Origin of the sequence: Marinomonas sp. SBI8L (genome assembly GCF_001624705.1) — a bacterium.
Taxonomy (GTDB): domain Bacteria; phylum Pseudomonadota; class Gammaproteobacteria; order Pseudomonadales; family Marinomonadaceae; genus Marinomonas.
On sequence record NZ_JSEO01000008.1, the window covers coordinates 239,731 to 259,171 of the forward strand.

Annotated in this window: 13 protein-coding genes; 5 read left to right on the forward strand and 8 right to left on the reverse strand. The window is 42.3% G+C overall.

Features of this window, described 5'->3' with window-relative positions; all coding sequences use genetic code 11:
• Positions 1-22: 22 nt before the first annotated feature.
• The 7 genes from OA91_RS14095 to OA91_RS14125 form a co-directional block, all read right to left on the reverse strand.
• A complete protein-coding gene (locus OA91_RS14095; RefSeq protein WP_046016521.1) occupies positions 23-1,042 on the reverse strand; it encodes a sugar ABC transporter substrate-binding protein in 1,020 nt (339 codons plus the stop codon).
• Between the two features lie 150 nt (positions 1,043-1,192).
• A complete protein-coding gene (locus OA91_RS14100; protein ID WP_063338942.1) occupies positions 1,193-3,763 on the reverse strand; it encodes a PAS-domain containing protein in 2,571 nt (856 codons plus the stop codon).
• A 95-nt stretch (positions 3,764-3,858) separates the two neighbouring features.
• Positions 3,859-4,617 (reverse strand): response regulator, encoded by a 759-nt coding sequence (locus OA91_RS14105; protein ID WP_063338943.1) that lies wholly within the window; start codon positions 4,615-4,617, stop codon positions 3,859-3,861.
• Between the two features lie 470 nt (positions 4,618-5,087).
• Positions 5,088-6,053 (reverse strand): GlxA family transcriptional regulator, encoded by a 966-nt coding sequence (locus OA91_RS14110; protein WP_063338944.1) that lies wholly within the window; start codon positions 6,051-6,053, stop codon positions 5,088-5,090.
• A 15-nt stretch (positions 6,054-6,068) separates the two neighbouring features.
• Positions 6,069-6,971: an EamA family transporter gene (locus OA91_RS14115; protein ID WP_063338945.1), complete on the reverse strand. Its 903-nt coding sequence runs from the start codon at positions 6,969-6,971 to the stop codon at positions 6,069-6,071.
• A 472-nt stretch (positions 6,972-7,443) separates the two neighbouring features.
• Positions 7,444-8,448, reverse strand: coding sequence for a cytochrome d ubiquinol oxidase subunit II (gene cydB / locus OA91_RS14120; RefSeq protein ID WP_063338946.1), 1,005 nt, complete (start codon positions 8,446-8,448; stop codon positions 7,444-7,446).
• Positions 8,448-9,857, reverse strand: coding sequence for a cytochrome ubiquinol oxidase subunit I (locus OA91_RS14125; RefSeq protein ID WP_063338947.1), 1,410 nt, complete (start codon positions 9,855-9,857; stop codon positions 8,448-8,450). The genes cydB and OA91_RS14125 overlap by 1 nt, the downstream gene beginning before the upstream one ends.
• 353 nt (positions 9,858-10,210) lie before the next feature.
• On the opposite strand from OA91_RS14125, the gene OA91_RS14130 reads away from it, so the two are divergent.
• Both OA91_RS14130 and OA91_RS14135 read left to right on the forward strand, forming a co-directional pair.
• Positions 10,211-12,214, forward strand: coding sequence for a sensor histidine kinase (locus tag OA91_RS14130; protein WP_231870374.1), 2,004 nt, complete (start codon positions 10,211-10,213; stop codon positions 12,212-12,214).
• Between the two features lie 63 nt (positions 12,215-12,277).
• On the forward strand, positions 12,278-13,669 hold the full coding sequence (locus OA91_RS14135) for a sigma-54-dependent transcriptional regulator (RefSeq protein WP_063338949.1): 1,392 nt from the start codon (positions 12,278-12,280) through the stop codon (positions 13,667-13,669).
• A 95-nt stretch (positions 13,670-13,764) separates the two neighbouring features.
• On the opposite strand, the gene xseA is transcribed toward OA91_RS14135, so the two are convergent.
• A complete protein-coding gene (gene xseA, locus OA91_RS14140; RefSeq protein ID WP_063338950.1) occupies positions 13,765-15,120 on the reverse strand; it encodes an exodeoxyribonuclease VII large subunit in 1,356 nt (451 codons plus the stop codon).
• 96 nt (positions 15,121-15,216) lie between these two features.
• On the opposite strand from xseA, the gene guaB reads away from it, so the two are divergent.
• The 3 genes from guaB (at position 15,217) to sfsA (ending at position 19,225) form a co-directional block, all read left to right on the forward strand.
• Positions 15,217-16,686, forward strand: a complete 1,470-nt coding sequence (gene guaB, locus OA91_RS14145; RefSeq protein ID WP_063338951.1) for an IMP dehydrogenase — start codon at positions 15,217-15,219, stop codon at positions 16,684-16,686.
• A 135-nt stretch (positions 16,687-16,821) separates the two neighbouring features.
• Complete coding sequence (gene guaA, locus OA91_RS14150) at positions 16,822-18,399, forward strand: glutamine-hydrolyzing GMP synthase (RefSeq protein WP_046016511.1); 1,578 nt, start codon at positions 16,822-16,824, stop codon at positions 18,397-18,399.
• A gap of 103 nt (positions 18,400-18,502) precedes the next feature.
• Complete coding sequence (sfsA, locus tag OA91_RS14155; RefSeq protein ID WP_063338952.1) at positions 18,503-19,225, forward strand: DNA/RNA nuclease SfsA; 723 nt, start codon at positions 18,503-18,505, stop codon at positions 19,223-19,225.
• The last annotated feature ends 216 nt before the right edge of the window (positions 19,226-19,441 follow it).

Consider the following 19,441-nt stretch of genomic DNA (forward strand, 5'->3'; position numbering starts at 1 on the left):
ACGCTATTTGATCTAAGGAAAGTTAGCCCCAGCACATGGCAAGGCCAGTGTTTGAGTTAATTGATTGAACGCTCTGAGTTGGATTGTCTGTCACGAGCTGCACCCCAGTATCGAAGAAATCTAACCCGTCAGAAGCACTAGGGCGTGTACCTGTTTTAGCGAACTCAACAATAGAGGTTACCCCTTGTGATGCCATCTCTAATGGGAACTGCATGGAGGTTGCACCAATCACATGATCACGTACGTTTCGTACACCAGGGCAGCCGCCATCGACAGAAACTATAGTGACGTCTTTCTCAAGCCCAAAGGATTTCAAGGCTTCATAAGCACCCGCTGCGGCAGGTTCATTGATGGTGTAAACCAGATTAATGCCTGGATCTTTTTGTAGAAGGTTTTCCATGGCGCGGCGACCGCCTTCTTCAGAGCCTTGAGTCACATCATTGCCGACAATTCTTGGGTCGGTTTCATCTCCAATACGGCCGGCATTTTTAATGTCGATACCAAAGCCTTTTAAGAAGCCTTGGTCACGGGCAACATCCACGGTAATTTGGCTAGTGCTAAGATCCAGCAGTGCAATACGGGCATCTTTTGCTTTCTCGCCCATACGTGCTTTTGCCCATTGGCCGATCATTTCACCTGCTTTAAAGTTATCTGTGGCAAAGGTCATGTCTGCGGCATTGGCTGGACTTAATGGGGTATCTAGGGCAATAACCAATAGACCTGCATCACGGGCTTTTTGGATGCTAGGTACAATACCTGCTGGGTCACTTGGTGTAATCAGTATGCCTTTTGCGCCAGAGGCAATGAGGTTTTCTATGGCTTGAACTTGTGATTCATTATCGCCGTCATAACGGCCTGCGAAAGTTCTTAACTCAACCCCAAGCTCACTGGCTTTCTGCTGTGCACCTTCTTTCATCTTCACAAAGAAGGGGTTGGTATTGGTTTTGGTGATAAGACCAATAATATCGCTTTCAGCGAGTACGCTGGTGGATAGACTGGTAAGGGCAATAACACCTGCAAGCTTGCGCAAAGAAAATTTCATGATAGTGACTCCAAAATTGTTTTTGTTGTTTTGTTTCTGGCAGTGGCTGCCAGTTACAGCCTGTCATTTGGCTGTTTAGTCACTATGCAAAACAAAAACTAATGGCGAATTTCAGCATGAAAGTTTCTTTGTAATAATTGAAATATAAGCTTAACCTAGCTGAAATATTTCCTTTAGAGTATTGATATTAAAGGGTTTTTGAAGGAAGTGGTCTGATGATAATAAATGATACTCTTGCTCTAATTGTGCTTTAGGTAGGCCGGACATTAATAAAATTGGCTTATCTATTTGATGAGCGAGACTGATGCCGTTAATTTCGCCAGCTAAATTGATGTCTGACAAAATAAGATCTGCACTGTCATGTTCTAGCATATCCAACACGTCCTCTGCGCTTTCAAAATGGCTTACTGATAAGCCTAAACTTTGTAATTGATCCGCGAGCACATTGGCGACTTGAAGATCATCTTCTACAAGCCAGACTCTTTGCCCTGCCTGCATTGGGAAAGAAGCTTCTAAAGGCTCTTTTGAAGTGACATCAGGGTAATCGTTATTAAACAGATCTGTATTTCTTATTGTCTTGTCATGAAGAGAAGTGTTTTCACTTAAAGGCTCGGTTTTCATCAAAGGTAAAATAAGGCGTACTTTAGTCCATTGATTAAGTTCTGAGATGATCTCTAACTCACCGCCACTTTGTTTTATAAAACCATAAATGGTGCTTAATCCTAGCCCACTGCCTTTACCTATGGGTTTGGTGGTAAAGAAGGGCTCGATAATTCTGGGGATAAGTTCGGGGCTTATCCCAAGCCCTGTGTCTTTTATTTCTATCATGATGGCCGTTTGTTGCTTCTGGTTTGTGTCTAGACTCTCATCTGTCTTGACGAGTTGGCACAAGCGAGTTTCAAGGCTAAGTTCTCCGCCGTTAGGCATGGCAGCGCTACTGTTCAGGGCGAGATTTAATAACGCATTTTCAAGTTGGGAGGCATCGATCAAACAATGGGCATTTGGGCAATTAAGTTTTGGTATGACTTTGATGTTTTGTCCTGCACTGTAAGCAATAAGATCTAACATGCCTTCAATCAGAGCATCTATTTGAGTTGCTTCAGGAAAAAGCGGCTGGCGGCGGCTAAAGGCTAGTAATCGTTGCACTAGGTGACGACTTTTCTCCGAGACGGCGATGCTTCTATCTAGATACTTCTGTTGATCGGCATTAAAGTTGCCAGAATCTGCTAGCATCTCAAGGTTGCCCATAATTGCGGCTAAAAGATTATTAAAGTCATGGGCGACACCGCCTGTAAGCTGACCAAGCATGTCCATTTTTTGTGCTTGGTGTAGTTGTTGCTCAACATTCTTTCTTTCGGTGAGATCACTATACAGGGTCACGAAACCGCCTTCTGGCATGGGCTGGCTACGAAACTCAATCACCTTGCCTGAGCTAAAATGCTGCTCAAACTGCTTGCTTCTATGGTATCTGTCTTGAGTTAGATCTTGTAATAGAAACTCAGGGTTTGGATCTGTGCTTGGGTTTTGCTGATTTAATAGGTTTTGCACTTGAGAAATAGGCATACCCAAATAAAGTTGGTCTGGCTGAAACGAAAATAAGCTTTCGTATCTTGGGTTCCATGCCACTAATAAACCTTGGGAGGAGAATACACTCAAACCATCATTGATATTATTGAAGATGGTTTCTAATAGGTCTTTTTGCTTGGACATCTCTGCTGTCATTTCTTGTCGGCGTATCGCATCTTGGCGAAACACATCAAAGGTATCAGCGAGTGTGCCTATCTCATCATTACGTTTAATCTTGGCTTGCTTTGAGTCGATACTGCCTTGTGCTAATAAGGACATTTCGGCTGTTACCACACCAAGGTCATGGGTGATGCCTCGGCTATAAAAATACAAACGCGCTAGGCCTAACAGTAAAAAGATAGAGATGCCTAAAATCCAACTCTGACCATAGCTCACTACATCTGCCACAGACTGTCTTTGTTGGCTCACCTTCTTCTGAAGGCCGCCTACAAAGTGGCTAACATGCTGGCTAAGTTGCTCGGACTTAGCTCTGACAGAAATTAATAGATAGTTCTTTCTTTCCTGTATGGCGGCTAGCCTCATATGAGCTTGGTGCAAGCTTTGGGCGGTTTCGACCACTATGGGTGAGGGATGATTTAAAAGGTTGAGTTCATCAATAATTAAAGAAGGCGTGATTTTAGGTCGTTCGATAAGGTCTAATAACCAACTTAAGCCGACATCCGATTTAATGGCTAGCGGCAATTGAGATTTAGCGAGAGCACGAATCTGAAATTGCAGCGCTAGGCTATCTTCTCGAATAAAGAGTTCTTCTTCGACCAAAGAGATGAGCTCAGACAGACTAGTTTGAAGCTCACCAAGACGAGTGAAAATATCCTCTTTAAAATCTGTGTCAGCCAAAGTCTGGGCTACAGTGCTTAGTTCATAAAAGCGCTGTTCTATTTTCTTTGCTTCACTTTGTAGCTGAAAAGGGCGGCCCGATTCAGCTGTATAAGGGGCAATGGCGGCGAGTTGAGCAACCCCTTCGGCTAAGGTGAGTGCTGTGCTTATCTCGGGTAAGGTTTGTGCTTCAAATTCAGATAAGGTTGCTTCACTTAAACGCATGGCTTGCCAACCAATCGCCACCATAAAAAACGCCACAAGACTGATCGCTAAGACGGCGATTGTGGTTTTATGGCGTAAACTGGTTAGTCGCATTTTTGCCTCTGCTTTAAGTTGAAGAGAGCTAAGTTTGAAAATATCAGTCTGATCATATTGGTTTGTGGTTCAACCCCTATTTTGGGTTAAAAAAACTAGGGCCTTATTGGTTCATTCGTTCTTACTGGCCCTTGGAATAAATAGCCTAACCCTCTTTGGGTTTTGATAAATTCTGGGTTTTTAGGATTAGCTTCTATTTTTCGGCGTAGGCGGAGAATCAAGACATCTATAGTGCGATCGAACACTTCGGTTTCTAATCCTCGGCTCATATCTAAAAGCTGCTCACGGGTAAGAATTCTATCAGGGTGCAGCGCAAGGGCTTCTAACAGTGAAAATTCACCTAAAGTCAGTACTACTAAGTTGCCTTTATTATCCTTCAATTGGCGTGCGGTGAGGTCTAATAACCAAGGGCCAAAGCTTAAGCATTGATGTGCTTCTTCTAACGTATGAGAAAGATGATTAGCTGTTGGTGTTAGCTGAGTAGAGCGCCTTATTAGAGCATGAATACGTGCCATCACTTCACGTATGCTAAAGGGCTTCATCATATAATCATCTGCGGCCAGTTCTAGCCCGAGAATACGATCTGTTTCATCGCCTATACCGGTTAGCATCATGATGGGAACTTGATGTGTTTCTCTGACTTCACGAGCCAGTTGCAGCCCATCTTCATCCTGTAGATAAAGGTCCATGATGATGAGGGAAACAGGCTCGTCTTCAAGCTGTTGCCACATTTGTTCACCATTCTCTGCCTGCAAAGCAATGTAACCTTTTTGCTGCAGCGCATCAGATAATAAGGTGCGAATATCAGCATCGTCATCCACAAGGAGTACTGTCTTTTTGAGGGTCTCAGACATGCCCAGAGTCTCTTCCTTTTTTATCGTTATTATTAAGTATTTATTATTTAAACATTATCAATTGAGCTTAGGGAGCCTGCGAATAAGCCCTCTCGCCTCAGCGTGTGGATAAAAGCCCCTAGATTTATAGCGAGGAGCGCAACTTAATAGTGATTCTATTGATAAGCTCTTCAACATAAAGATAGGTCTTTTAGACCACGCCCTTCGGGTCTTTCAGAAAAAGTAACACCCTATGTTGTTGCTTCTCGAAAGGTACCTACATTACGTCAAAGTAACGCCTTGTGTGATACTTTTTCTGAAAAGACTGAGAAGAGGTGACTTAATCGCAGGCTCCCTTAGGCTCAGTATTTGTTTATTGTCTTATCATTAACATGATTAAGTTAATGGAAAATGAACAGATGTCTTTAAGTTTATTCAATTTCACACTTTTATGATGAACTTTATTATTGAAATGAGTTTAGCCTTTTAGCTTAAAGGGATTGGTTCTCCGAGCGGAAAATAGAAGGGGCTTGATGAAAGTAACGTGACCAAAGGCGTCTGAACTGACGGCTATCTTCAAACCCGCATTGATTGGCGATATTTTCGATAGGAAGATCTGAGGTTTGTAGTAATTGCTGAGCGAGATTTAATCTCAGTTTGTAGGTGTATTCCTTGGTGGTGACCTTGGCCTCTTTTTTAAAAAGGCGTCCTAGGTGTCTGGTACTACAATGGGCGATTTGAGCTAGTTCATCTAATGACCAATTTCTAGCAGGGTCTGATTGAATTGCATTTTGTACCTGGTGCACTTTTTGATGAAGGTGATTCCTGTGTTCAAGCCAAGGAGAGAAACTAGGATCTTGGCTGCCTCGCCGTGAAAATAGCACCATGTATTGGGCAATATCAGCCGCTAATTGTGCCTGATTATCTTCTTGTACCAGATAAAGGGCTAGATCTATCCCTGCGGTGACGCCAGCACTGGTGTAGGTATTATCATCCACCACAAAAAGACGATTTTCCAATACCTGATAAGGGGCTACTAAGCCTCTTAAATCATCAAGATGAAGATGGTGTGTGGTACATTTTTTATCTTTAAGTAGACCTGCCTTTGCCATGACAAGAGAACCCGCACAAACGCTGATGTAACGTTCAAACCTATGTTGTTTTAGCCAGTAACAAGCGGTTTGAATGGCGGGTGTTTCCAGTGGGATCTCATCACCGATTAGACCAGCAATAATTAACCATGCATTGGCTTCTATCTTGTCTGGTAAAGGGGCGAGATTAAGGGGTAAACCTAGGGAGTTGCTCGCATCGCTTTCAGGCCCGACAAAATGCAGTTGATATAAGGTATTTCCACCACGTTTTTGATGAATACGATTGGCATATTGAAAGACTTCGGCTGGCCCAATCGCATCTAACAAGAGGGTATTGGGCAGTACCAAGACATAAATAGGTGTCATCTTAGTTTAACCCTATTAGGTAACAGGTTTGGTTTTAAGTAAGCTGGCTAAGAGTTTAGCGCCAAAGGTATTTACCAACAGACCTACAACGACCAAGCTAATGCCTATCCACTGGGCTTGGCTAATGCTCTCATTCAAAATTAATGCAGCTGAAGATAAACCAACAACAGGCACGCCTAAGGTTAAAGGGGCAACCTGTGCTGCTGGGTATTTCTTAAGTAGATAACTCCACAAACCATAACCTACCACGGTCGCAAGGACTGACAGATAAATTAGGGCAATGGCTGATTGCAGACCAAAGTTACTTAGGCTATCAATAATTAAATCTGGTCCTTCAATAAAGTAGCTGGCAATAAAGAAGGGAATAGGTGGAATCCAAGCACTCCAGATAATGAGATTCACATTAGCTGCATAACCTTTTTGTGAAATGGTTTTGTTAGCTATGTTGCCCATGGCCCAGCTGGCAGCGCCTGCTAAAGTCAGGGCAAAGCCTAATACCGTCATGGTTTGAGAGTCATGGCTTTGGGCGATAAAGATAAGGCCAAGTGCCGCAATAAAAATGGCTAAGACTTGGAAGCCTTTAATGCTTTCTTTAAGGAATAGCATGGCAAAGACCAAGGTAAATAAGGCCTGTGATTGTAAGGCGAGTGAAGCAAGGCCCGCTGGCATGCCGTTATCCATGGCGCTGAATAAAAATGCGAACTGTAAAAAGCTAATGGGCAGGGCATAAGCAAACCACCACTTAATAGGAGTCTTAGGTCGTTTAAAGAATAAAGAGCCAACTAAAGCAACCAGTAAGAATCTTAGCCCACCTAATAAAAGAGGGGGGATACCCTCAATTCCCCACGCAATAACGACAAAGTTAAAGCCCCAAATAAAGATGATGGCGAGGGCAAGTAAAATGTCTTTGTTGGTCATGGTGAGGTCCTTTTGAATATAAATGACACCAGATTCACTCTATCACAGAGCCTTGCTTTAAAAACCCATGTTACTGGCAGAATTTGCTGTATGGTCACATCTGTATGCTTGTAAAAACAGCTAGTGAATATGAGTTTAGTTTACGCTTTATAAGCGCTGAATATGAGGTGTATTTGAGCTAGGTAACGGGTCAAAAAGGACATATGCTCTAAGCGTTACTGATAAGAGCCTAGTTAATTGCAATATCATGAGTAATGAAATAAAAAACTACCTCTCCCACTGGGTGATCGATGTGGGAAAGGTAGGTTAAACTGAAATGAGTTTATAAAAAGCTGATTAAGCCTTTTAAGCTGAAAGAGATGATGGTTAAAGTAATCAGGCCTAAAAGATACAGTCTAAGAAACCAAAACCATTGCTTTTGTTGTTTCATACTTAGCTCCTTATCTTGCTAGTCAAAATGTTTCTCATAAGATTAATAACCCTCTTCGTAATCTTCTACCTTGCCGGAAAATACACGGTATCCCCATAAAGTATAAGCACAGATCAAAGGTAAAAAGATGACGATGCCATACACAAGAAAGCTTAAGCTGGAATCTGGTGCTGCGGCTTCCCAAAGTGTCATTTGTCTTGGCACTAGGTAAGGAAATAAACCCACGACTAAGCCTGCAAACCCTAATAAGAAAAGGCCTGCACTGCACCAAAACGGCCAGCTTTCATGCTTGGCTTTATGGTCACTGGCAAAACACTTCCAGGCTATATAGCTTAATACTGCAGACGCTAAGGGCAGTGGACTTAGCAAAAGGAAATTAAGGCCATCAAACCAACGAGCACGAATTTCAGCCTGATCTAGAATCGTCCAGATACTGACTGCTCCCATCGCCAGAATAACGAGTATGAGGAGAAAACGGCCTTGCTTAGCGACTCTGAGCTGAATCTCACCACGGCTCTTCATATAGAGGTAGCTAGTGGCGAGAAGTGCATAACCTGCCATTACCGCAAACCCTGTTAATATGGCAAAAGGGGTAAGCCAAATTAAGCTATTGGCTTCGCTGGCGTTGGCAGGAATGCCTTCTACAACCGAACCTAAGATTAAGCCTTGGCAAAATGCCGCTATGGTTGAGCCACTGCTAAAAGCAAGGTCCCACCACTTTTTAGAGGTATCTGACTTAAAGCGATATTCAAATGCCACACCCCGAAAGATTAAGGCAAATAACATCAGCATGATGGGCAGGTAGAAAGTCGATGTAATCGTCGCATATGCACTTGGGAAAGCGGCAAATAAAATGACCCCCCCAAAGACTAACCAAGTTTCGTTGCCGTCCCACACATGGGAGATTGAACGCATTAAGTGATCTCTTTCCTCATTGTTATCAAACCAAGGAAAGAGGATACCTATGCCCAGATCAAAGCCATCTAACAGTGTGTACATAAAGATGGCGAAGCCCAAGATAAGAAAATAGAAAAGTGCGTAATCCATTATTTATCCCCTTGTTCTTGGTGTTTAAGGTTTTTAACCCAAGCCAATGCATAACCTGGTGCTTTCATACCAATAAGTTGTCTTTCTAAATCAGCCATTTTTGGCGGCCCTTTCTTGATCAACTTGCCCATAAAGTAGAGATATACACCTAATAACAAACTATAGATGACAACAAACATGATTAAGGAGAAGAGGACCTTTTCAGCTGGCAACAAAGAAGTAACATCCATGGTGCGAACTAGACCTTGAACAACCCAAGGTTGGCGTCCGGTTTCAGCCACATACCAGCCTGCGAGTACCGCAATGACGCCCATTGGGGTAAAGGCCGTGGTGAGTAATAAGAAGGCTTTATTTTCGTAGAGCCTATCTTTATGGCGCAGTAATAAACCACATACGGCGATAAAGAGCATACCAATACCAATGGCGACCATGACTCTGAATGACCAGAAGACAAGCGGCACATAGGGTCTGTCTTCAGGAGGAACAGATTTAAGCCCTTGAACACCACCATCTAGACTATGGGTGAGTATGATACTGCCAAGATGTGGGATCCCAATTTCATAGTCGTTTCTTTCTTCTTCCATATTTGGCATAGCAAATAAGAGCAACGGAACAGGCGCTTCCCATTCGGGCCAGATACCTTCCATCGCCGCAAGTTTAATGGGTTGATGTTTAGCGACATTAAGGCCATGTAAATCACCCACGTAAGTTTGCAATGGGGTGAAGATCAACGCTGACCAAAGTGCCATAGATAGGCCTTTTTTAGCAAAGTTAATATGCTGTTTTTTCAATAAATAATAAGCGCTGATACCTGCGACTAAAAAGCTTGCCGTAATCATGGTTGCCAATAGCATGTGGGCTAATCTGTATGGCATCGACGGGTTGAAGATAACTTCGAACCAACTAGTGACATGAAACTTTCCAGCGACAATTTCGTATCCTGCTGGGGTTTGCATCCAAGAGTTAGCGGCAATAATCCAAAAAGCCGAGATCCAAGTACCGATCGCAACGATGAGACTGGCACTAAAGTGCATCTTAGGGCTCACCCTTTGCCAACCAAATAGCATGACACCTAAAAAACCAGCCTCAAGAAAAAAGGCAGTTAATACTTCGTAGGCCATTAGTGGGCCTATAACAGGACCCGCTATGTCGGAGAAGCGAGAGAAGTTGGTGCCGAACTCATAGGAAAGCACTATGCCTGACACGACACCTGTACCAAAGGTAATAGCGAAAGGCTTGATCCAAAATTTAGCTAATTGCAAATAATAGGGGTTATGGGTTTTAAGCCATAGGCCTTCCCAAATCGCAATCAAAGTGGCTAGACCGATTGTGATACTGGGAAAGATAATGTGAAAACTCACAGTAAACGCAAATTGAATCCGTGAGAGTATTGCGACATCAAGTTCCATAAATACCTCAAGTAAAGAGTTAACTAACTTTCTTTATTTTCTGACTTGCTTGTTTCAAAAGGCTTGGCATCAGGGCTAACCCAGTAATAGATAGTAGAGTTATGACTTCGATCAGTAAAAGATTATTATTCATAGCTAATGCCTTATTTGATTAAATTAAATAAAAAATATTTGAGTTGGATCAAGTTTTGCTATTGATTAGCCATACTTATAGCAATACTAGTGCCAAAAAATGGTTTTATTTATAAGTGTATGAATTTAAAGATTTATTTTGTTTTTCTGAGCGTTTTATAAAATCGACTGTAAACTAGGTTTACAGTTTTAAATTGAAAGTTGTTAATCAGGTTGACAGTGTGCCGACATTAAATGTGATTTTTGAAATGGTTATCTTGCTCACCAGTGTGTGCGGCTTGATGGCAGGTTTTTGGCTTTATTGGCGTGCAGCTGGTAAGCGAGACTTAACGGCTTTATCAGCATTTGCCATCATGATGGCCTTGTGGTGTTTTGGTCATTTAGCCATTGCTCACGATATGCAATCTCTTGGTATTTTTCTCATTCTGGCTAACCCTTTGATGCCAACTTTCTTCCTCGATTTTAGTGTGCGCTTTGTTTCCAGTAGTCAGATACAGGGTGAATATACCCATAAGTTTAAACCTTGGCTGGCCTTACTCAGCGATAATCTCAATAAGGTGTATTTAGTCAGTTTTCTCGTTTGTATTTCTAGCTGGTGGCTAAGTGGTGCCATCGTCATAGAAAAAGCTGGTCTGTTTCTCTTTGTATTCACAGATTATGGTTGGTTTAATCTAATTTATACCGTCTTGTTAGGTGTACTTGGTCATGCGGTTTTACTTTACGGTTGGCTGATTCATAAGGGCAATAAACGTCGTTCTATCCTTGTGCTCTTTATGGTGAGTGCTTGGGGGTTATTGTTAGCGACTAGTTTTATCTTCCCATCTGTTGGGGTGGATGCTTTTCCTTATCCCATGATGCTTTTGCCGACTTATATTTTGCTGCTTGTTTATGCTGTGGTGCGCTATCAAATATTAGCGGTAAATGCGTTCGCCAATCGTGCTCTGCTTTGGTTGGCGATGATTTTGAGTCTCTTGATACTGATTGCTTTTATCAGTGCTACTGCTGCACCTTTAGGGATGCAAGCCTTGGCTGAGGTACCTGCTTGGCAATTATGGTTATACTCTTTAACCGTTCTTCTATTAAGTGCTCTTATCTATCCTCCTCTTTCTCGTTTAGTAGAGCGTTTAATTTATCCTGGCTCTCGTTTGAATGAAGACCTTTTAGATATTTGGAGCCAAGCCCTTAAAGGTGCTAAGGATTGGCCCCAGTTGATTCAAATTGGCGAAACCTTGTTGAAGCAACAACTTGGGCAGGTGGTTGACGTCTCTATCGAAATTAATAAAGGTCAAATTATTACGCTTGATACGAGCTCAAATGCCAGCCAAACAGAACTTCAAAAAGAGACTCAAATAGATGAAAACCGGATGCAGCTTTTAGTGCGGAACCTGTATCAAGGTTGGCAGTTTGAGTTGATTGCTTGGCAAGATGTGAGCCCAGGAATGCGCTTGTCAGGTGAGGTGTTTGCCTCTTTGTTTACGACTCGTTGTGGTTTGTTGCAGCAAAGTCTTGAGCTTGCTGAGGCAGAAAGACAAAGGCTAGATGAAAAGCATCTAGTCGAATTGGGGGGGTTATCTGCCGCTATGGCCCATGAGCTACGAAATCCGCTAAATATCATTTCCATGGCGTCCATGAGTACAGATGATACTATCAAGCAACATATACAAACTCAGGTACAAAGAGCGGACAGGTTGATCAGTGACTTGCTCTTGTATTCTGGCAGTCTGAAACTGGACTATACCCCTTTATTATTAAAACCCTTGTTATTGAGTTTAGAGCGCCAAGCTGAGCTTGATAATGTACAAGTGAGTTTAGACATGCCAGATGAACTCACTTTAGAGGTTGATGTACAAAGAATTCAGCAGGTGTTTATTAACCTAATGGATAATGCGGTTGCATTTTTACGTAACCAGCCTGATGCCAAGCTTAGAATAGAAGCGAGACGTTATGATGCCAGTAATCTAGTGCAGGTTAGGGTGCATAATAATGGGCCTGAAATTGCTGCCAATATGGATGCTCAAAGCTTGTTTCAACCCTTTGTAAGTAAGCGCTCTGGTGGCCATGGCTTAGGTTTGGCGATAGTTAAACGCATTATTGATGCGCATCAGGGGGAAATACGTTGTCGTAGTGACCTCAATTGGCCTGTCAGTTTTGAAATAGATCTGCCATTACATGCAAATAAAAGTCAAAAGCAATTATCAAATCAAACCTTCATGCCTGATCAATAAGGGCTCTAGAAGGCATTTTGCTAGTAAAATGCTAAGTAAAAAAATTAAGTAAAAGGTAAAGAAATGGATACTGGGGCAAAGATTTTATTAGTGGATGATGAACCTGCGTTTTGTCAGCTGGCGCAAATTTGGCTAGAAGGTTCGGGTTATCAAGTGAAAACAGCTGCTGATCTTACTTCGGCGAAAGCCTGTTTGGCTAGCTTTGATGCTGATCTTATCTTGCTAGATTTAGCTATGCCGCCTCATTTCGACCCTCACCAAACCTTGGCAGCCATTCCAGATCTTATTTCGCGCCCTGTTATCGTTATTACGGGGAATGCTGAGCGAGACCTTGCGCTTAAAGCGATCGAAAATGGCGCTTGGGATTTTATTGCCAAACCTTTAGACCCTGAAATGCTAGCGATTGTCGTTAAGCGAGCCTTGACTAAACATGGGCTGGATAAAGAAGTTCGAAACCTTAAGCGGTTGAAACTAGATGGACAGGTGAAAAGTGCGGCTGAATCTTATATTGGAGTATCGACTTCAGCGATTAATATTCGCGCCTTGATTGAACGTATTGCCCCTACTGAAGTTCGCGTATTAGTGACTGGCCCTTCTGGTACGGGTAAAGAAGTGGTATCGAAAGCTATTCATGATATGAGCTTGCGCAAAGATAAAGCCTTTATTTCAGTACATTGTGGGGCTATTCCTGCGGACCTTTTAGAAAGTGAGTTATTTGGTTATCAAAAGGGGGCTTTTACGGGCGCTGATAAGGATAAGGTAGGGCTTTTATCCCTAGCTGATGGCGGTACTCTCTTTCTGGATGAAATTGGTGAAATGCCTGCGCCTATGCAAATTAAGTTATTAAGAGTGCTGCAAGAAGGGACTTTCTTTCCTGTGGGTGGAAGAGTGCAACAGTCCATCGATGTACGAGTGGTATCTGCAACCAATGCTGATTTGATGGAGAAAGTGAAAGAGGGTGAGTTTAGGGAAGACCTTTATTATCGAATTAAAGGCATCACACTTGAAACTCAGGCTTTGGATCAACACAGGGAAGATATTCCTCTGTTAATGCAGACGTTTCTAGCGCAAAAAGATACGATTCATACTGATTTAAAAACAGGCTCTCAATTATCGCCAGAGGCTTTGACTTGGTTTGTGGCGCAGACTTGGCCTGGTAATGTGCGAGAGCTTAAAAATGCTTTAGAAAGCGTTGCCTCTATTGCACAAAGTACCGAAATTAAAATGGAAGATATAGCCTTACTCTTTCCTATGGGTCAAACAGAAAGTGCGCCTGTTTCTAACCCTCTGATCTCTTTGGATACCAGTCTGGATGAACAGGTCAAACAACTGGAAATTGCTTTAATCAAATTAGCCTTACAAGAAAGTTTAGGGAATCGAAGCCAAGCGGCAAGGCAGCTTGGGATTTCAAGACAAGGTTTATTGAAAAAAATTGAAAGGTATCAGTTAGGCTAAAAACATTAACTGAAAAAGTGTTAATTGTATTTCTCATAAGAAGAACGCTAAAAAGAGACTCTCCTTTCTCTTAGCGTTCTCCTCGTTAGCGCTTTTTATTTATTGCTTTTCTTCTTACTGATAACTTCGCAATTTAACTCGCCATCTTCGACTCTTACTTTTAGCTTTTCGCCTTTTTTCGTTTGGCTGATGTTTTTTATAACGCCTTCTTCATTGCTGGCAATCGCATAACCTCGAGACAGGATTTGCAACGGGCTGACAAGGTTGAGCTTTTCAACTAACGAAGCAAAGGTTTGCGTCTTCTGCTCTAGGTTTTGTTTTAAGGCTTGAGACAATCTACGTTGGTAGTCTTCTAGTTGCTGATTTTTAATTTTGAGGGTTTGTGTTGGGCTTGCATTACTCAAACGAGTATCTGAATGGGCCAGTGTTACTTTATGATTATTGAGTAAGGCTTGCATGCTTTGCTGCAGGCGTCTTTCAAGTTGGCTTAATTTATCTTGTTGTAATTGGATACGCTCACTAGGGTGACGCATTCTTTGAATCAAATGGTCTAGCTTTTGTTGTTGAGTTTGCAGTTGGCGTTCAAAAGATAAAGCTAGTCTATCTTCACGAGATTGAATTTGCCTAATCAAGTGCTCTGAATCTGGACTTAAAAGTTCTGCGGCGGCGGTCGGGGTTGCTGCTCGTACATCGGCAACAAAATCGGCAATGGTGAAATCGACCTCATGACCAACGGCAGAAATAATGGGCGTTTTAGCATTAAAAATGGTTCTAGCTAAGGTTTCATCGTTAAAGCTATAAAGGTCTTCCAGTGAACCTCCGCCACGCCCGATAATGATGGCATCGAAATGATCGCTAGCATCCATTCTAATCAATTGTTTGGTTAGGTTTTGCGCTGCGCCTTGTCCTTGAACCAAAGACGGAATAATAGTGAGCTCAGTTAAGGGGAAGCGACGTTTAAAGGCGCTAATCATATCTCGTACAGCAGCACCAATGGGAGAAGTGATAATTGCCACACGCTCTGGTGTTGTTGGTAAAGGTTTTTTATGCTCTTGTTTGAATAGACCTTCGGCTTCTAGTTGCGCTTTTAACCTTTCATAAGCTTGTTGTAAGGCACCTTCACCGCCAGATTCCATAGACTCAACGGTTAATTGGCAATCTCCCCTGGGTCCGTAAAAAGTGACTTTGGCCCTGAGCTTAACGAGATCCCCATCTTTGGGTTTAAATCTAACGGCATTATTACGATTTTTAAACATAGCGCAGCGAATTTGTGCCTTGCTATCTTTAAGTGAAAAGTACCAATGGCCAGAGCCTGGGCGGGCTAGGTTAGATATTTCTCCTTCTACTAAAACCCAAGGTAAACTGGCTTCTAATAGGGTTTGTATTTGACGATTTAATTGAGAGACACTGAAGGCGACCTCATTTTGTTTCTCGGCTGTAAAAAAATTCATCAATCTCTCATTGTTTTGATTTACCACAGGGGGATTCTCAGTTAGAATTACTTGCCATCTAAATCTACCCCAGTTGGCATTGGAACCCTTCCCATTATGTTACGAATCGCACAAGAAGCTCTAACGTTTGATGACGTATTGCTTATCCCAGGCTATTCCGAAGTTCTACCAAAGGATGTTAGCCTTAAAACCCGCATAACAAAAGACATTGAATTGAATTTACCGCTTGTTTCTGCGGCGATGGATACGGTAACTGAACACCGTATGGCTATCGCATTAGCGCAAGAAGGTGGTATTGCGATTGTTCATAAAAACCTTTCTGTTGAAGAGCAGGCTGCTGAAGTACGTCGCGTTAAGAAGTACGAAAGCGGTATTGTTCGCGACCCTGTAACCATTAACCCTGAAGCCAGTGTTCGTGAATTGGTAGCATTAACTGCCAGTCATAACATTTCCGGCGTACCTGTTGTTCAAGGCGATGATCTAGTAGGCATAGTGACTAGCCGTGACGTACGTTTCGTGAAAGATTTCGAACAATCTGTTGCTGATATCATGACGCCAAAAGAGCGCTTGGTAACAGTCGAAGAAGGTGCTTCTGCTGGTCAAGTTCGTAAACTTTTACACGAACACCGTATCGAAAAAGTATTGATGGTTAATGCTGATTTTGAATTACGTGGCATGATCACAGTGACGGATATCGATAAAGCAACAGCTTATCCTAATGCATGTAAAGATGACCAAGGTCGTCTGCGTGTTGGTGCTGCGGTTGGTACTGGTGCTGATACATCTGATCGAGTTACTGCTTTGGTTGAAGCGGGTGTTGATGTGATTGTTGTTGATACAGCGCATGGACATTCTAAAGGTGTAATCGATCGTGTTCGTTGGGTGAAGGAAAACTTCCCTCAAGTACAAGTGATCGGTGGCAACATTGCCACAGCAGAAGCTGCTATTGCTTTGGCAAAAGCGGGTGCTGATGGCGTTAAAGTGGGTATCGGCCCTGGCTCTATTTGTACAACACGTATTATCTCAGGTGTTGGTGTTCCTCAGATTTCTGCTGTTGCCAATGTTGCAGCGGCTATGGTCGAGTATGATGTGCCTGTTATTGCTGATGGTGGTGTACGTTTCTCTGGTGATATTGCTAAAGCGATCGCAGCGGGTGCAAGCGTTATTATGGTTGGTGGTTTGCTTGCTGGTACTGATGAAGCGCCAGGTGAAGTTGTGCTATATCAAGGCCGCTCATTCAAGTCTTACCGTGGCATGGGTTCTTTAGGTGCTATGGCACAATCTCAAGGCTCAAGTGACCGTTACTTCCAAGATGCGAAAGACGGTGTTGAGAAACTAGTACCAGAAGGTATTGAAGGTCGTGTTCCTTGTAAAGGTCCTATGGTTGCGGTTGTACACCAAATGATGGGCGGACTGCGCTCTTCAATGGGTTATACAGGTTCAGCTGATATCGAAGAAATGCGCACTAAAACGCAATTCTCTCGTATTACAGGTGCGGGTATTCGTGAAAGTCATGTACATGATGTGACTATCACTAAAGAAGCGCCGAACTATCACGCCGGCTAAGCGTGAAAGAAAGTTAAACTGAGATGGGGCGAATTAATCGCCCCATCTTTATTTTAAGATGCTTAGGTTTTTATCAAAAACTCATTTAAAGACCTAGCTCAAAGACCCTAATGTCTATTAAAGAGTTAAAAAATTATGTCGCAAAATATCCACGCTCATAAAATTCTTATTCTTGATTTTGGTTCTCAATATACTCAATTGATCGCGCGTCGTGTGCGTGAAATTGGTGTTTATTGTGAAGTCCGTGCTTTTGATATGGAAGATCAAGAAATTATCGAATTCGCTCCAAAAGGCATTATCCTAGCGGGTGGCCCTGAATCTGTTACTGAAGCAGGCTCTCCTCGTGCGCCAGAATCTGTATTCACTTTGGGTGTTCCAGTTCTAGGTATTTGTTACGGCATGCAAACCATGTCTGAACAACTAGGTGGTAAGGTTGAAAGTTCAGAGTTACGTGAATTTGGTTACGCTCAAATTCGTACCCATGGTGACACTGATTTGTTAACTGATATTGTTGATCATGTTGCTAACAATGGTGTACATCTTCTTGATGTGTGGATGAGTCATGGCGATAAAGTGACTGAGATGCCTGAAGATTTTGCTTTGATGGCATCGACAGAAAGTTGCCCAATCGCTGGTATGGCAAATGAAGCGAAAAAATTCTATGGTTTACAGTTCCACCCAGAAGTAACACACACGAAACAAGGTGGCGCTTTATTGTCTCGCTTTGTAGTTGATATCTGTGAGTGTGAGACACTTTGGACACCAGATAACATTGCCACCGATGCAATCGAACGTATGCGTGAGCAAGTTGGTGACAAACAAGTGCTACTAGCTCTTTCTGGTGGTGTTGATTCTTCTGTTGTTGCTGCGCTTCTACATAAAGCCATTGGTGATCAGCTAACCTGTGTGTTTGTTGATAACGGCCTTTTGCGTCTGAATGAAGGCGATCAAGTAATGGCTATGTTTGCAGAAAACATGGGTGTTAAAGTGATCCGTGTTGATGCTGAAGATCTTTTCTTATCTCGTCTTAAGGATGAGGCAGATCCAGAAGCGAAGCGTAAAATTATCGGTAATAGTTTCATTGAGATTTTTGATGAAGAATCATCAAAGCTAAATGAAATTGAATTCCTTGCTCAAGGTACTATTTACCCTGATGTCATCGAGTCTGCTGCGTCTAAAACAGGTAAAGCCCATGTCATTAAATCGCACCACAACGTAGGTGGATTACCTGATGATATGAAAATGGAATTGGTTGAACCACTACGTGAATTGTTTAAAGACGAAGTACGTAAACTTGGTTTAGCCTTAGGCCTACCTTATGACATGGTTTATCGTCACCCTTTCCCAGGACCTGGTCTAGGTGTACGTATTCTTGGTGAAGTGAAAAAAGAATATGCTGATATTCTGCGTCGTGCCGATGCTATCTTCATTGAAGAGCTACGCCGCTCGGGTTGGTATGATAAAACAAGCCAAGCATTCGCAGTATTCTTGCCTGTTAAGTCTGTAGGTGTAGTGGGTGATGGTCGTCGTTATGAGTATGTTGTTGCACTTCGTGCGGTTGAAACAATCGACTTTATGACAGCGCGTTGGGCACACCTTCCTTATGAGCTTTTAGAAACAGTTTCTGGTCGCATTATTAATGAGATCGAACACATTTCTCGTGTTACTTATGATGTTTCATCTAAGCCACCTGCAACAATCGAATGGGAATAATTTCCAAACGATTGATGTAGAAGCTTAAATAAAACGGCTCCCTTCTAATCAAAGGGGGCCGTTTTTATTTAGAATTTGGTAAACAGTTAACAAGAAGGTATTTATGAAATTCCCTAACCCTTTAATCGAAGCAAAGCTCATAAAACGTTATAAGCGTTTTCTAACCGATGTTATTTTGCCCGATGGCAGTGAGATAACGGTTCATTGTCCTAATACGGGGTCAATGAAACGTTGTATGCCTGAAAATGCCCGCATTTGGATTTCAGATAGTCAGAATGAAAAGCGTAAATATCGCCATACCTGGGAACTGGTTGAAATTGATAATCAACATCTTGCCTGCATTAATACAGGTTTACCTAATAAATTAGTGAAAGAAGCGATAGATAATGGCGTGATTGAAGAGCTTCAGGGTTATCAAAATATCAAAGCTGAAGTGAAATACGGGGAAGGCAGTCGTATCGATTGGCTGCTATCCAATAATGAAGGGGAAGCACTTTGTTATGTGGAAGTAAAAAATGCCACATTATTAGAAGACCGTGAGTTAGGGGAAGGGGGGCATGGCTATTTTCCTGATGCAGTGACTGAGCGTGGTCGTAAACATCTTTATGAATTAGCCAATATGGTAAAACAAGGTCACAGAGCAGTACTTTGTTTTTGTGTGAGCCATACTGGTATCAAAAAAGTATCCCCTGCAGCGCATATTGATGAGAAATATACCCAAGCTTTGAAAGAAGTTATGGCTCAAGGGGTGGAGGTGATTGCTTATCGTGCAGAAATTACCCCAGAAGAGATTGAATTAACGCAAAAAGCGCCTGTAATTGTTTAAAAAATATACAAAAATAGATTTAAATGCATTTATTTGGCTAATCGGTCAAAAAGCGCTTGCCATAAAATCTGAGATGTATATTATACGCATCCACTGACACGGGGTAGCAAACAAGACTACACCGACAAGTTACCAAGTAACTCACTATCTTACACAGATAAGTCAGACGCTCTTTAAAATAGTTAATCAGATAATTTGTGTGGGCACTCGCTAGAG